We start from the raw sequence: 14,009 nt of genomic DNA, 5'->3' as shown, positions 1-14,009 counted from the left end.
TGAAGATATCGTTGCAATACCCATAGGACAGGCCATGCCGGGAAAAAGGGCCAATTTTCAACAATTATTTTTTGCGGACCGTGATGGTGACCCAGTATTGGGTGCGGTACAGCACGTCGACGGGCAGCATGCGCGCCAGGCTGTCCAGCACGGCGTCCGTGTCGTCGAGCTGGAAGGCGCCCGACAGGCGCAAGCCCGCCACTTGCGGTTCCACGCGCAGCAGGCCGGGGCGGTAGCGTGACAGTTCAAAAGCGAAGGCGTCGAGGCGCATGTCCTGTACCGCCAGCATGCCGCGCGCCCAGGCATCGGCTTGCGTCGGCGCCGGCGTGGGCAGGCCGGCGTGGCTGGCATCGAAGCGGCTTTGCTGGCCCGCCATGAGCGTGCGCACGGTAGCCGAGGGTGCGCGCGGCGTGATTTCCACCGCGTGTTCGAGCACCGTCACGCGGCTGCCGTCGTCGTCGACGCGCACGGTAAAGCGCGTGCCCAGCGCGCGGATGCGGCCATGGCAGGTGGCGACGATGAAGGGGCGGCTGCCTGCGTGATCGGGGCGCGTCTGTATCAGCACTTCGCCGCGGCGCAGGGTCAGCAAACGTTCATCGGCGCCATACGCCAGGTCGACGGCGCTGTCCGTGTTGAGCACCACGGTGCCGCCATCGGGCAGGGACACCTCGCGCCGTTCGCCCACGCCGCTGCGGTAATCGGCCAGCAGTTCATGGCGCACCAGCAGCCAGGCGGCTGGCGCCGCCATCAATGCCAGCAGCACCTGCACGGCCACGCGGCGCTGCGGCCGGCGCAGCACGGGCACGGCCAGTTCCGGCGGCAGCAAATTCGCCGTCTGGCTCACCTGCTGCACCCTGTTCCAGGCGCGTGCATGTTCCGGGTCGCGCGCGCGCCATTGCGCCGACGCCGTCAGGTCATCCGATGTGGCCTGGCCCGATTGCTCCAGCAAATACCATTCGACGGCCTGGCGCGCCACCTTGCGCGACAGCGGGGGAGACAGGTGGGCGGCGGTGCTCATGCCGGCAAGTCCGGCGCCAGCAGCACGCATTCGGTCAGCGCTTCGGCCATGTAGCGCTTCACGGAGCGTTCACCGATGCCCAGCTGCGCGGCGATGTCCGCGTACGCGTAGCCTTCGATCTGCGCCAGGATGAAGACGGCGCGCACCTTCGGTTTCAAGCCATCGAGCATGGCGTCGACGGCTTGCAGCGCCTGCAGGATTTCCGCGCGCCGCTCCGTCGATGGCACGTGCTGTTCGGGCAGGGCAGCGAGCGCTGCCAGCCACGCGCGTTCCAGCGACTGGCGGCGCAGGTGGTTGATCAGCAGGTGCTTGGCGACGGTCGCCAGGTAAGCCTTGGGCGCGCGCAGGGCCGGCGTTTGCGGCTGCATGGGCGCGCCGGCCAGCAGGCGCGCGAAGGTGTCCTGCATCAGGTCGGCCGCCTCGGCCGCATTGCCCAGGCGCCGCTGCAGCCAGTGCGCCAGCCAGCCGTGGTGAGCGCGGTAATGGCTTTCCAGTTGCGTGGGCAGCAGGGGGGAGGGCGCGAACGGACTGCCTGGCATGATGGAGAAAGCCTTAATGCAAATAAGAATTATTCTCATTTTAGCGCGGCGAGCTTGCTGGCGCAATGCGCTGTTGCTGTGCCGCCACGCGCTTGCCGCCACGCGCTTGCCGCCACGCCGTGGCGGCACAGAACTATCTTTACAGAATGGCCAGCGCGATAACGGCCAGCAAGGCCGCCACGCCGATCATGCGCGCCAGGCGCATGGCCTGGTGGGGTGCGTACGGCAGCAGCCAGATCAGCAGCAAGCCGCAGCCCGTCAGGCTGCCGATCCAGTAGACGAGGCCATAGCCGCCGCCGGCGATGTGCATGGCCCAGGCCAGGGCCGCCGCCAGCGCCAGCCAGCCAGCCCACTGCAGGCGGCGGCGCAGCGGCGCGGGCGGTTCGGCGCCGCGTCCGTGCAGGTCGGCGTAGTGGCGGTCCATCGCCAGGCACAGCGAGGACAGGCCCGCGTAGCACAGCGCGAAGACGAGGAAATTGGCTAACAGTTCCATCACGCGGCCTCCATCGTTTGCGCCGGTTTCACCGGTGCCGCCTTGGCCGCTTTCACGGGCAGCGGTTTCAGTCTGAACGCCGCATATGCGAGACCGAGGCCCAGCACCAGCACCACCAGGTCGAAGGCGGCCACCGCTACGGGGCCGCGGCCCAGGAGCAAGGTCACGCCCAGGTGCGAATCGGTGGTGAAGACGTTCAGCACGGGCAATGCCGCCAGCAGGAAGGCGCCCACGGCCAGTTGCATGCGCCACATGGCGCGCGAGGGGCGCAGCTGGGCGATGATGGCGGCCAGGGCCCAGGCGCCGAAGAAGCAGGCGATTTCTTCCTTCGGCCGCTCTTCCATCGCCACCGGCAGCAGGCGGTTGGCCCAGAAGTAGGCGCCGAAGGCGATCGGGATGCCGGCGATGGCGCCGATGTTGAGCGCTTCGACCAGGCGCAGGCCGAAGCTGGCGCGCTTGCCGGCAGCCAGCGCCTTGGCTTGTTTCTGGCGCGTCTTGACGGCCCACAGCAGGGCGCCCGTGGCGACCATGGCGCAGCCGGCCAGGCCGGAGAGGAAGAACAGGGCGCGCAGCAGCGGTCCGCCGAAGTGCGCGACGTGCAATCCCACCATCACGCCTTGCGTGGCGGCTGCACCGGGCTGCGCCTCGCCGTCGCTTGACAACAGCTTGCCGGTCACGCCATCGAATTCCATCGACGGCTGCTTCGACGACATGTCGCGTCCGCCGGCGCGCGTCAGCGAAATGGTGGCGTTGGCGTCGCCCGGGTGGTTGACGGAGATGCGCTCGACCTTGCCGCCCCAGTGCTGTTCCGCCTGGCGCACGAGGGGCGCGATCGGCGTCAGCGGCGCGGCCACGCCGGCCGGCTTGCTGTCGCCCGAGCGGCCGGGAAACGCTTCGGCGAAGAAGGCATCCTGATCGCCCTTGTAGGCGGCCGTGGCGCCGGATGGCATGTACAGGAACATCAACGTGACGAGGCCCGTGTAGGTGATCATGATGTGGTAGGGCAGGGCCAGCACGGCCGTCACGTTGTGCGCGTCGAGCCACGAGCGCTGGCCCTTTTTCGGCCGGAAGGTAAACAGGTCCTTGAAGATGCGCTTGTGCGTGACGATGCCGCTGATGATGGAGACGAACATGAACATGGCGCAGAACCCCACGATCCAGCGGCCCCAGATGGCCGACATGTAGTGCAGATCGAAATGCAGGCGGTAGAGGAATTCGCCGCCCCGCGTCTCGCGCGGCTTGGACAGCACTTCGCCCGTGGTCGGGTCGGCTTTTTCGCTATGAAAATTGCCGCGCCGTCCGCGTTTCTTTTCGCCGGGCTTCGATGGCTTGCTCCAGCCCAGTTGCGTGGACGGGCTGCGCTCGCCGGGCAGGCTGATGAACCAGCGCGTGGCGCCGTCTGCCCGCTCTTGCATCGCTTGTTGCGCAACCTTGGCCGCTTCCTCGGTGCTTACCTGGCTGGCGGCGGCGCCGTGCAATTCGGGCTGCATCCACAGCGTGATTTCATTGCGGTAGTAGCTGGCCGTGCCGGCGCAAAACACCAGCAATAAAATCCAGCAGACGAGCAGGCCGGACCAGGTGTGCAGCCATGCCATCGACTGGCGGAAACCTTCTTTCATGCGAGACTCCAGGATAGTGCGTCCATCGACTGCAGGATGGCGGCGATGATGGCGGCCGGGATCAGCAGCCCCAGCCAGGCGCGCAGGGCGCTGCGCGTGGCGAAGACCCACAGCACGGCGCAGGTATAGATGGCAAACGACAGCAGGGTGGCCGTCATGACGGCTTCGGAACGGGCCATGGGCAGGCTCACCGACAGCAGCATGGTGACCAGCGCTGCCAGCACGTAGCCGCCGACGATGGCGGCCACGCTGCGCGAGGCCACGCCAAGCCGGTACACGGCGCCCGCGGACAGGCGCAGGCGCGCGATTTTAAGGATGGCTGGCGCTTGCATGCTCAGTCGTGTTCCTTGCTCGGTGGCACGGCAGGGCCGGCCGGCAGCGGCGTCACGCCTTGCGGCTGCACCAGGCTCAGGGTCGTCACGAACATGGCCTTGTCATAGGCTTGCGCGCCGCGCTGGCCGGCCGTCTTGTCCGTGTGCTGCACTTCCAGCACATAGGTGCCCTTCCATGGCAGCGGGAAGCTGACCAGGCCCTGCGCATCGCTCCACGCTTCCTTGCCCCAGCCCGACTGCACCACGGCGTTGACCTTGGCCTGCGCCAGCGGCTTGCCCTGGTAGCTGACCTGGAACTGGCCCGGTTTGCCGGTCGGTACCAGGTCCAGGGTCAGCGCGGGAGCTTGCGCCTTGCCGTCGGCGACCAGGCGCGCGGCGGGAATCCATACGGTGCGCGTGGCCTTGCCATCCTTCTTTTCTTCCCACGACGGGTAGTTGTCTTCCTCGACGATGATGCTTTCGCCGGCGCCCGCCTTGCCATTGAGGATGAACGCCCCGCCCGTCTTGCTCGCCTGCAGCGGCTGCGCGCCCTTGGCCGAGATCCACGTCACGTTCCTGATGCTGAACTTGTCCAGCAGACCGGGCGACGCTTCGCGCAGGTTGTCGCCGAACTCGCCGAAGTACACGCTGGCCGCCTTGGCGTCCTGCTGCAGCCAGATCTGGTGCGCGCTGGCCGTGCCGGAAGCGAGGGCAGCGCCCAGCAGGGCGGTGGCGAGGGCGCCGAGGCGCGCGATGGAAGTGAGGTGCATGGTGTATCCCTTGGTTTATGGTGAGAAACGTGGTTGTCGCAGCGGTGCAAGGTGCCGGGATGCGGCGGCGGCAATGCCGGCCGGCGAACGTGCCCGCGCCATGAAACTACCTTTTTCGTTATTGATACGGGAAGGCTTGCTTGGCGGGGATGCCTGGCTGGCGCAGCGTGTCATCCAGCTGCGCACCAGTCATGCCATCCTGGCCGGTCGATGGCAGGCAGGACATGCGGGAGGCGGACTCCGTACGGAATCCAAATGTGAATGAGAACTATTCTTATTATAGTGTGGAGTTGCGAGACATGCAAGAGTACGATGTTGTAAACGAGCACGGCCGCCCCATCGCTGGCGGCGGCCGTGTATGCGCAGGAGCGCGGGCGTTTACAGCTGGCCGCGCAGGGTCAGCATGGCATTGCGTGGTTCGCCATAGAAGTTGGAGCCATAGGCGGCCCACACGCGCGTGTAGTATTTTTTATCGAACAGGTTGTTCACCGTCAGCGACAGCTCCAGCTTGGGACTGAGGCGGTAGCCAGCCTGCAAGCCCACCGTGGTGACGGGCCCCTGCTCGAATTTCACGGGGCCGTTCAGGCGGTACATGCTGCTGACGCTGCGCAAGCCGCCGCCCACGCTGATCTTGTCGAGCGCGCCGGCCAGCCGGTAAGTGGTCCACAGATTGACATTGTGGCGCGGCGCGATGAAGGTGTACAGCTGGGCCTTCTGGTCATCGCTGCCTTCGAGGGTGCGCGTGCTGGTGTAGGAATAGCCACTCGTGATGTTCCAGCCCGGCAGGGGGCTGCCGCTCAGTTCGGCTTCCATGCCCTGGCTGCGCATCTTGCCCGCGCCGATGGAAAATAGCGGGTTGGCCGGGTCGGGCATGACGCGGTTCTCGTCTTCCATGCGGAACAGGGCCGCATGCGCGTTGACGTTCTTGTCGAACAGCTCCGCCTTCAGTCCCAGTTCGAACTGCTGGCCCGTGCGTGGTTTCAGGGTCTGGCCGGCAGCGTCCGTGGTGCTCTGGGGCGTGAAGATGCGCGTGTAGCTGCCGTAGGCCGACACCTGCTTGTCGAGCTCATACACCAGGCCCGCGTACGGCGTGAATTTCGCGTTGATGGTGTTGCTGACATCGGTGAACTGGTTGAAATAGGCATTGCGGTTGACGGTATGGTTGTCCCAGTGCGTCAGGCGCCCGCCCAGGTTGATGGCCAGACGCTCGGTGGCTTGCAGGCGGGTGCGCGCGTACAGGCCGAACTGTTTCGTGCGGTTGTCATTGCCGTTGGAAAAAGTGTAGCTGGGCCGGGCGATATTGTTATCCGGATGGAAGATGTTGATCGGCGCATTGTCGCCGCCGCCATACTGAAAATTCTTGTGCACCTGGCGGTAGTCGGCGCCCACGATCAGGTCGTGGCTGCGGCCAAACGCCTGGAACGGCGTGGCCAGGTAAGCGTCCAGGCCCTGCGTCTTCCAGTGGCTGCGGTAGTTCCAGCTGATCAGGCAGCTGTCGCCCGTGACGGGATCGGCCGAACAGTCGGACCAGCCGAAATTGCGCGATGGCTCATCCTGCTTGCGGTACAGTGCCGTCACCTTGACCTGGCCGCCGTTGTCCAGCTTATGGTCGAGTTCGGCAAAATACTCGGTGACCTTTTCCGTGATGTGGTTCCAGGCCGGGTCCAGGTAGGTCGAACGGGGCACGTCGAGCAGGCGCCCGTCTTCATACGCGGGCAGGCCGAAGGCGGGACGGCCCTTGTATTCCTGCCAGGTGACGCCGCCCGTCAGCACGGTGCCCGGCGCCACATCGACGGCAACGGTGCCGTACAGCAGCGGTTTTTCCGCATACACGTGGTCGACGAAGGAGCGCCGGTGTTCATACGCGGCCACCAGGCGGCCGCGCACCTTGCCATCCGCGCTCAGGGGGCCCGTGACGTCCGCTTCCGCATAGTAGCGGTCCCAGGAACCCGCGCTGAGCACGCCGCTGGCGGTGTAGGTGTCGCGCGCCCGCTTGCGCACCAGGTTGATGGTGCCGCCTGGGTCGCCCGCGCCCTGGAACAGGCCGGCCGGGCCGCGCAGCACTTCCACGCGGTCATAGATGGCCAGGCCGAAGCCGGCCGACAGGTCATTGCCCGTGCTGGCCGGCGTCATCACGCCATCGACCTGCACCGCATCGAGCGCATAGCCGCGCGAGTAAAAGTTGCCGTGGTTGCCGCCCGTGCTGCTCGCTTCGACGGTGATGCCCGTCACGCCGCGCATGGCGTCGTCCAGGCTCAGCAAATTCTGGTCGTTCAATTGCTGGCGCGTCAGCACGGAGACGGACTGGGGAATCTCGCGCAGGCTTTGCCGGCCCTTGCCGATACTCACCGCCTGCGCCGCATACGACTTGGTCAGCTCGGTATCCGTCGTCGCCTCCTGGCGCGCGCTGACGGTGATTTCCGCCAGGGTCGCCACCTTGCCCGTGGCGGCGGGCGCCGGGCGGATGATGACGCTGTTGCCGTCGATGCTGGCGGCCAGGCCGCTGCCGGCCAGCAGGCGTTCCAGGCTGTCGGCCACGCTCAAGGTGCCGCTGACGGCCGGTGCCGTCTTGCCGGCCACCAGCTCGGGCGCGAACAGCAGTTGCAGATTGGCTTGCCGCGCCAGCTCATTCAGGGCCTGGCCCAGCGGCTGGACGGCGATGGACAGCTTGACGGTGGGCGCCGTTTGCGCCTGTGCCAGGGGAAGGGTGCCCAGGGCCAGCATGGCGGCCAGGGCGAGGGGGGCGGGTGTCAGATTGAGGCGGGGGGACCACATGCAGCATTCTCCAGGTTAATTTGTTGTCGATTAACTTGGTAGACGCGGCAGTGTGCCACATCCTCACCTGCGAATACGAACTATTTGCATTTATTTTGCAGGCCGGCGCATCGCAGGGGCTTGCGCCGGCATTTTTGCCGCCATGCGGATCTCGCTGACGGCACCATCGCGTACGACGTGGACGGGCAGCAGCTGCGGCAGGGCAGCGGCGAAGCGGTCGAGCTGGGCCAGGCTGAAGCTGCCGCCGATGCGCAGCCTGGCCACGGCGGGATCGCGCACGGCCAGGCCCGTGTCGCCATAGCGTTCGAACTCGGCCAGCGCCGCGCCCAGCGGCACATTGTCGAAGGTGATCCTGCCGCTGCGCCACGGCGCCACGCTGCCCGGGGCCAGGCTGGCAATTTCAGACAGGCGGCCGCCGGCATCGCTGCTGACGCCCTGGCCGGCCGTCAGGTCGACCAGCTCTTGCCGCGCGCCCGCCACGCGCACCTGGCCATGTTGCACGGCCACGCGCAACTGGCCGTCGTGGGCCACGGTGTTGCGCACGGAAAACTGCGTACCCACCACCGTCACTCTCAAGGGGCCGCTGAGCACGTCGAACGCTTGTCCTTGCTTCGCCTGCACCTGGAACAGCGCTTCGCCGTGCGCCAGGCGCACTTCGCGGCGCTGGCGGTACACGGTGACGTGCAGCTGCGTGGCCGTATCGAGCTGCATGCTGCTGCCGTCGGGCAGGGCAACGGCCAGGCGCTGGCCGCGCGCGGTGGCATACGACTGGCTGAACGTGGGTTGCTGCCACCACTGGTAGCCGCCCGCGCCCACGCCGAGCAGCAGCATGGCGGCCGCCGCATACGGCAGCACGCGCAGGGAGCGCAGAAGCGGGCGGCGGGGGGATGGCGCTGGCACGGCCCAGCGCGCGGCGATGTGCGGGGGAATCCGGCGCACGGCGCGGTGCGTGTCTTTGAGCTGCGCATACTCTTGGGCGTGACGCGCATCGTCCGCCAGCCAGGCGGCAAACTCGGCCTGTTGCTGCGCATCGAGGTTGCCGCGCCGGCTGAACCACGTGGCGGCGGCCAGCGCTACCGGGTCTTGCGTGGCGGCAAAGTCGGCATGCTCGCGCACGTCCGCCTGCTCCTGGGCGGAAGGGCCGAAAGCATGGCGGGGCGGAAGGGCGGTCATGGGCGCCATTATGTGGCTTCCCGTAAAGAATGCAACTGTGCCTGACAACTGAGCATGCCACGCGCGATATGTTTTTCCACCATGCTCACGGAAATGCCCATGCGCGCGGCGATCTGCGCGTGCGGCAATTGCTCGAAGATGTGCAGCACGAAGGCGTCGCGGCAGCGCGGCGGCAAGGCGTCGATGGCGGCCACGCAGGCTTGCCAGTCCTGGCTGCTTTCGAGCGCCTGCTCCGGCTGCAAATGGTGCGGCGCGGCCGGATGCGCGGCCTCCGGCAGGGTGTCGAGTGCCTCGTGCTGGCGCAAGGCGGCGCGCCGGTGCTGGTCGATCAGCAGGTTGCGCGCCGTGTGGTACAGCAGCGCGCGCGGTTCGCGCACGGCCGCTTCGCCCAGCACGCGCGCATAGCTTTCCTGCACCAGGTCGGCAGCAGCCTCGCGGTTGCGCAAGCTGCGCCAGCAAAAGTTCAACAGTTCTTGGTAATAGCGTGCAACCACGGCGTCCGATGTATGAGTCCGCAGCCAGGAATGCCGCATATGAGAATGATTCTCATTATATGGCATGCCGCGATGTCGCGCTAAGCGGCTTGCCGCACCGTGGCAGGCGTACAACGCTTTGCCCCGCGGCCAGCATCGGTTAACATGAGAAGTTAATAAGGAGGCAAGATGGCTATTCAAACGATCAATACGGCGCCGATGGCCGGCCAGCGGCCCGGCACCTCGGGCTTGCGCAAGAAGGTGGCGGTCTTCAGCGCACCGCAATACCTGGAAAACTTCGTGCAAAGCGTGTTCGACACGCTCGGCGACTGCCATGGCCAGACGCTGGTGCTCGGTGGCGACGGGCGTTACTACAACCGCGCGGCCATCCAGACGGTGCTGCGCATGGCGGCCGCGCACGGCTACGCGCGCGTGCTGCTGGGGCAAGGCGGCATTTTGTCGACGCCGGCCGTCAGCTGCGTGATCCGCAAGCATGGCGCCAGCGGCGGCCTCATCCTGTCGGCCAGCCATAATCCGGGCGGCCCCGATGGCGACTTCGGCATCAAATACAACATCGCCAATGGCGGCCCGGCGCCCGAGAAGGTCACCGAAGCCATGTTTGCGCGCACGCAAACCATCACCGAGTACCGCATCAGCGACGCGGCCGACATCGACCTCGATGCGCCGGGATTGACGCGCATCGAGCAGATGACGGTCGAAGTGATCGATCCCGTGCTTGATTACGCGGAACTGATGCAGCAGCTGTTCGACTTCGACGCCATTCGCGCCCTGTTCGCGGGCGGCTTGCGCATCTGCTTTGACGGCATGCACGCCGTCTCCGGCCCGTATGCGACGGCCATCCTGGAGGGCATGCTGGGCGCGGCTAAGGGCAGCGTCATCAACGGCATACCCCTGGAAGACTTCGGCGGCGGCCATCCGGACCCGAATCCCGTCAACGCGCAGGAATTGATCGCCATCATGGCCGCCGACGATGCACCGGACTTCGGCGCCGCCTCCGATGGCGACGGCGACCGCAACATGATCGTCGGCCGGCGCTTCGACGTGACGCCCTCGGACAGCCTGGCGATTTTAGCCGCCAACGCCAGCGTGGCACCCGGCTATCGCGCCGGCTTGAAAGGCATCGCCCGCTCCATGCCCACGTCGGGCGCGGCCGACCGGGTCGCTGGCGCGCTGGGCATCCCTTGCCACGAGACGCCGACAGGCTGGAAATTCTTCGGCACCCTGCTCGACGCCGGCATGGCCACCCTGTGCGGCGAGGAAAGCTATGGCACGGGCTCGAACCACGTGCGTGAAAAAGATGGCCTGTGGGCCGTGCTGTTCTGGCTTAACCTGCTGGCAGAGAAAAAACAATCGGTGGAAGAGATCGTGCGCGCGCACTGGGCCACGTATGGCCGCAATTACTACTCGCGCCACGACTACGAAGACCTCGACAGCGCCGGCGCGCAGCAGCTGATGGACGCCGTGCGCGGCCAGCTGGCCGCCTTGCCGGGCCAGGTGTTCGATGGCTACACGGTGGCGCTGGCCGACGATTTCAGCTACACCGACCCGGTCGACGGCTCGGTGGCGACGCAGCAGGGCATCCGCATCATCATGACGGATGGCGCGCGCATCGTGCTGCGCCTGTCCGGCACGGGCACCGAGGGCGCCACCCTGCGCCTGTACCTGGAACGCTACGAAGCCGATCCGTCACAACACGCCATCCCGACGCAGGAAGCGCTGGCGGGGCTGATTGGCGTGGCGCAGCAACTGGCGCAGATCCGCGAGCGCACGGGGCGCGATGCGCCGACGGTGACGACGTAAAAAAGGGCGCCCGAGGGCGCCCTTCTTGATTGCGGCAAATCAAACCGGCATCATGCTTTCGCCGGCACCACCGCCTGGCGGTAGTTGTCGACCATCTTGTAGTTGCGTGCATACAGGCCGAAGGCCAGCATGGCCACCGCTGCAAAGGCGGCGAAGAAGAACATCTGGAAGGCCGTCACGCTGATGCCGCTCTGGCCGATCTTGCTGATCACGCCTTCGTTCATCACGCTCTTGTTGACGATCAGCACCCACAGGTTGCCGACGGTGGTCGACAGGTTCCAGAAGCTCATGATGGCGCCCTTCATCGATGCCGGCGCCTGGCTGTAGGCAAACTCCAGCCCCGTGGCCGACACCAGTACTTCGCCCAGGGTCAGCAGCGCGTACGGCAGGATCTGCCAGAAGATGGAAACGGAATTGCCGCTGTCGAGCGACAACTGCAGCATACCGATGACGATCCACGACAGCGAGGAAAAGCCGATGCCGGCCGTCATGCGGCGCAACGCCGTCGGCTGCCAGCCAAAGCGCTGCAGGCTCGGGTACAGCACCAGGTTATTGAACGGGATCAGCAGCATTACCAGCAACGGGTTCAGTGCCTGCATCTGCGATGGCAGGAAGCCTTCCGGCTTGGTCATCGATTCGGCCTGCACGATCCAGGTCGAAGCCTTCTGGTCGAACAGCGAGAAGAAGGGCGTGACGAGGGCGAAGATGACGAGGATGCGCAGGACCGAGCGCACGCCTTCGACGGCATGATCCGGGTGGATGCCGCGCGCGCGTTCCAGCTGCATGGCCGTGCCGATGCTGCCGAAGGCCAGCAGCAATACCAGCGCGGTACACGCCGAAATCACGAAGCCCCATTCGGGGACGCTGTAGAACGCGTACAGCGCGCCGATCACGCCGACGTAAGCCACATACAGGCCGGGGCGTGAACCGCCATCGACACGCGCCAGCAGGGCGGTGCGGGCGACGCGGGTAAACGAGTCGGGATTCGGCGGTGCAGGCGGCACGTGCACGTATTTCTTGCTGCCCATCCAGAACACGATGGTGGCGGCCAGCATCATCAGGCCGGGAATGCCGAAGGCGACGGCCGGGCCGTAATCGCGCAGGAACATCGGCATCAGCCACGAGGCGAAGAAGGAGCCGAAGTTGATGATCCAGTAAAACAGCTCGAAGACCAGCTTGGCCTTGTGCTTATTGGTCTGGTCGAACTGGTCGCCGACGAACGAGGCGACAAGAGGCTTGATGCCGCCGGAGCCGAAGGCGATCAGGAACAGGCCGAAATAGAAGCCCTTGACATTGTTCTCGAAAATGGCCAGCGAGGCATGCCCGGCGCAATACACGAGGCTGAGCCAGAAGATGGTGTTGTACTTGCCAAAGAAGCGGTCGGCCAGCCAGCCGCCCAGCAGCGGGAAGAAATACACGCCGATGACGAAGGTGTGGAACACGTGCTTGGCTTCGCCCGTGCGCTGCTCGGCCGGAAGCTGCAGCAACAGGGTGCTGATCAGGAAAACGGTCAGGATATTGCGCATGCCATAAAAGCTGAAGCGTTCGCAGCCTTCGTTGGCGATGATGTACGGTATTTGCCGCGGCATTTTGCCCGTGGCGGTTTGTGTCTCGGCCGATGACATTGGCTCTCCCCCAAGTTTTTTTTGTAAGCCGCGATGCTAAGGCCTGCCGCGTTTGCTTGCAACAGAAAAAACGGCCTGTCCGCTATTTCGCAGGGATTTGTAAGGTATTGATTTTCATAAAGACATTACTTTCGGCACTTGCAAGGGCAGGGCGGGGCAGCAACAGCTGCATTTGCAGCATGCCATCCGCTGCGGGACAGTCCGCCAGGGTAAAGCCGCAGCCCAGGTACAGGCTCAACGCCGCGTGGTTGTCCTGCGCCACGGCCAGGCACACGCGGCCCAGTTCGGGAATGGCGCAGGCGTGCGCGATGGCGGCGTGCACCAGTTGCCGTCCCGCGCCGCGTCCACGCGCCTGCGGCGCCACATACACGCCCCACAGGCTGGCCTTGTCATGCACGACGGCGATCGGTTCGCGGCGCAGGCCGGCTATGGCGATCAATTGTTCTTCATTGAAAGCGCCAAATATTATTTGGTGCGAGGTGGTGCGCAAGCGCTGGGCGATCTGTGCCAGCGGCAAGGCGCTTTCCGCTGCGTGCGTGGTGCAGAAGGCGGCGGGCAGTTCGGCGATGCCGGCCAGGCGCAGCGCGCGGTAGGCGCTGGCGTCGTCTGGCGTGAGGGAGCGGACAGTGATGGCGGGCATGTGGACGAGTATCGGTCTTCGATGCCAGAAAGTAAAGCTTGCGCTGCAACGCAAGCGTCCGCCGCAAGGGACGCCGGCGTAGTTACTGCGTGGCGATGCGCTGCATGGGCGCGCTGTCCTTGCGCCATTGTTCCAGGCTGATCAGGTCGCCGCTGACGATGTCGTCGACGAGGATGCGCTTGCCGTCCGGCGTGACGACGAAACTTTCCCAGCGGTGGGCCGCATCGGGCGTGCTTTCGAAAAAGCTCAGCTGGTAGCTGGCGACGCCATCGACGAGGCGCGTCTCGGGCGACGTTTCCATCACGGCGCCATGGGCGCGGCCGCCTGATGCCTTTTCGATATGCGCCGACCACGCCTTGATTTCCGGCAATGCCATCAGCGCATCGACGGCGCGCGCGTTCTGCTCCTGCGCCGCCTGGCTGTTCGCGGCCGGGGCATTGCTTGCGTGCGGCGCGGACTGCTGGTGCAGGTAGAAAGCGCCGATCCCGGCGGCCAGCAAGCCGGCCAGGATGCCGGCGATGATGGTGGTTTTGGAAGAAGAGGCGCGTGGCGGCATGATGGTGGCGTGAGAAAGAGGGACGATGGCGGCCATGCTAAAGCAAAACGCGCAGGCGGGCAATCGCCGGGCTTGCTGAAAAGGCAGGCGAAAAAAAAGCTACCTTCCGTAGAAGATAGCTTTCGGGGCTGCCGGGGAGGCGCTGGCAGCTTTTGGTCTGCTGTTTCTCCCCGGCGTATGCATCCCTGCGCGCCGT

13 protein-coding genes are annotated in these 14,009 nt (G+C 65.8%); 1 reads left to right on the top strand and 12 read right to left on the bottom strand.

Annotated features, from left to right (window positions below):
* Positions 1-64 precede the first annotated feature (64 nt).
* The 9 genes from CLU91_RS11505 to CLU91_RS11465 all read right to left on the bottom strand — a co-directional run bounded on the left by CLU91_RS11505 (position 65) and on the right by CLU91_RS11465 (position 9,192).
* Positions 65-1,018, bottom strand: a complete 954-nt coding sequence (locus tag CLU91_RS11505) for a FecR domain-containing protein (RefSeq protein ID WP_232730707.1) — start codon at positions 1,016-1,018, stop codon at positions 65-67.
* Positions 1,015-1,557, bottom strand: a complete 543-nt coding sequence (locus tag CLU91_RS11500) for a sigma-70 family RNA polymerase sigma factor (protein ID WP_198521311.1) — start codon at positions 1,555-1,557, stop codon at positions 1,015-1,017. The genes CLU91_RS11505 and CLU91_RS11500 overlap by 4 nt, the downstream gene beginning before the upstream one ends.
* Before the next feature lie 139 nt (positions 1,558-1,696).
* Entirely contained in the window at positions 1,697-2,050 is a 354-nt protein-coding gene (locus CLU91_RS11495; protein WP_100874257.1) for a DUF3325 domain-containing protein, read from the bottom strand.
* Complete coding sequence (locus CLU91_RS11490; protein WP_100874256.1) at positions 2,050-3,669, bottom strand: PepSY-associated TM helix domain-containing protein; 1,620 nt, start codon at positions 3,667-3,669, stop codon at positions 2,050-2,052. The genes CLU91_RS11495 and CLU91_RS11490 overlap by 1 nt, the downstream gene beginning before the upstream one ends.
* Positions 3,666-4,001 carry a DUF3649 domain-containing protein gene (locus CLU91_RS11485; protein ID WP_100874255.1) on the bottom strand — a complete coding sequence of 112 codons (336 nt, stop codon included), beginning with the start codon at positions 3,999-4,001 and terminating at the stop codon, positions 3,666-3,668. Before CLU91_RS11485 ends, CLU91_RS11490 begins: the two co-directional genes overlap by 4 nt.
* Positions 4,002-4,003: 2 nt before the next feature.
* Entirely contained in the window at positions 4,004-4,750 is a 747-nt protein-coding gene (locus CLU91_RS11480) for a DUF4198 domain-containing protein (protein WP_100874254.1), read from the bottom strand.
* A gap of 378 nt (positions 4,751-5,128) precedes the next feature.
* The gene (locus CLU91_RS11475; RefSeq protein WP_100874253.1) at positions 5,129-7,525 is read right to left on the bottom strand and encodes a TonB-dependent siderophore receptor; all 2,397 of its coding nucleotides are present in this window, start codon (positions 7,523-7,525) and stop codon (positions 5,129-5,131) included.
* A gap of 90 nt (positions 7,526-7,615) precedes the next feature.
* The gene (locus tag CLU91_RS11470; RefSeq protein ID WP_100876692.1) at positions 7,616-8,698 is read right to left on the bottom strand and encodes a FecR family protein; all 1,083 of its coding nucleotides are present in this window, start codon (positions 8,696-8,698) and stop codon (positions 7,616-7,618) included.
* A gap of 8 nt (positions 8,699-8,706) precedes the next feature.
* Positions 8,707-9,192 (bottom strand): sigma-70 family RNA polymerase sigma factor, encoded by a 486-nt coding sequence (locus CLU91_RS11465; protein WP_198521310.1) that lies wholly within the window; start codon positions 9,190-9,192, stop codon positions 8,707-8,709.
* A gap of 168 nt (positions 9,193-9,360) precedes the next feature.
* On the opposite strand from CLU91_RS11465, the gene CLU91_RS11460 reads away from it, so the two are divergent.
* Complete coding sequence (locus CLU91_RS11460) at positions 9,361-10,992, top strand: alpha-D-glucose phosphate-specific phosphoglucomutase (protein WP_100874251.1); 1,632 nt, start codon at positions 9,361-9,363, stop codon at positions 10,990-10,992.
* Between the two features lie 50 nt (positions 10,993-11,042).
* Here CLU91_RS11460 and CLU91_RS11455 read toward each other — a convergent pair whose 3' ends face one another.
* From CLU91_RS11455 to CLU91_RS11445, 3 genes are all read right to left on the bottom strand, one after another.
* Positions 11,043-12,617, bottom strand: coding sequence for a POT-type proton-dependent oligopeptide transporter (locus CLU91_RS11455; protein ID WP_100874250.1), 1,575 nt, complete (start codon positions 12,615-12,617; stop codon positions 11,043-11,045).
* An 82-nt stretch (positions 12,618-12,699) separates the two neighbouring features.
* Positions 12,700-13,257 carry a GNAT family N-acetyltransferase gene (locus tag CLU91_RS11450; protein WP_100874249.1) on the bottom strand — a complete coding sequence of 186 codons (558 nt, stop codon included), beginning with the start codon at positions 13,255-13,257 and terminating at the stop codon, positions 12,700-12,702.
* 82 nt (positions 13,258-13,339) lie between these two features.
* Positions 13,340-13,849 carry a hypothetical protein gene (locus CLU91_RS11445; protein ID WP_232730706.1) on the bottom strand — a complete coding sequence of 170 codons (510 nt, stop codon included), beginning with the start codon at positions 13,847-13,849 and terminating at the stop codon, positions 13,340-13,342.
* Positions 13,850-14,009: the final 160 nt, after the last annotated feature.

It is taken from the genome of Janthinobacterium sp. 64 (genome assembly GCF_002813325.1).
GTDB lineage: Bacteria > Pseudomonadota > Gammaproteobacteria > Burkholderiales > Burkholderiaceae_D > Janthinobacterium.
Note: the sequence above shows the minus strand (reverse complement) of the source record. Positions and strands in the feature narration are given on the sequence as shown.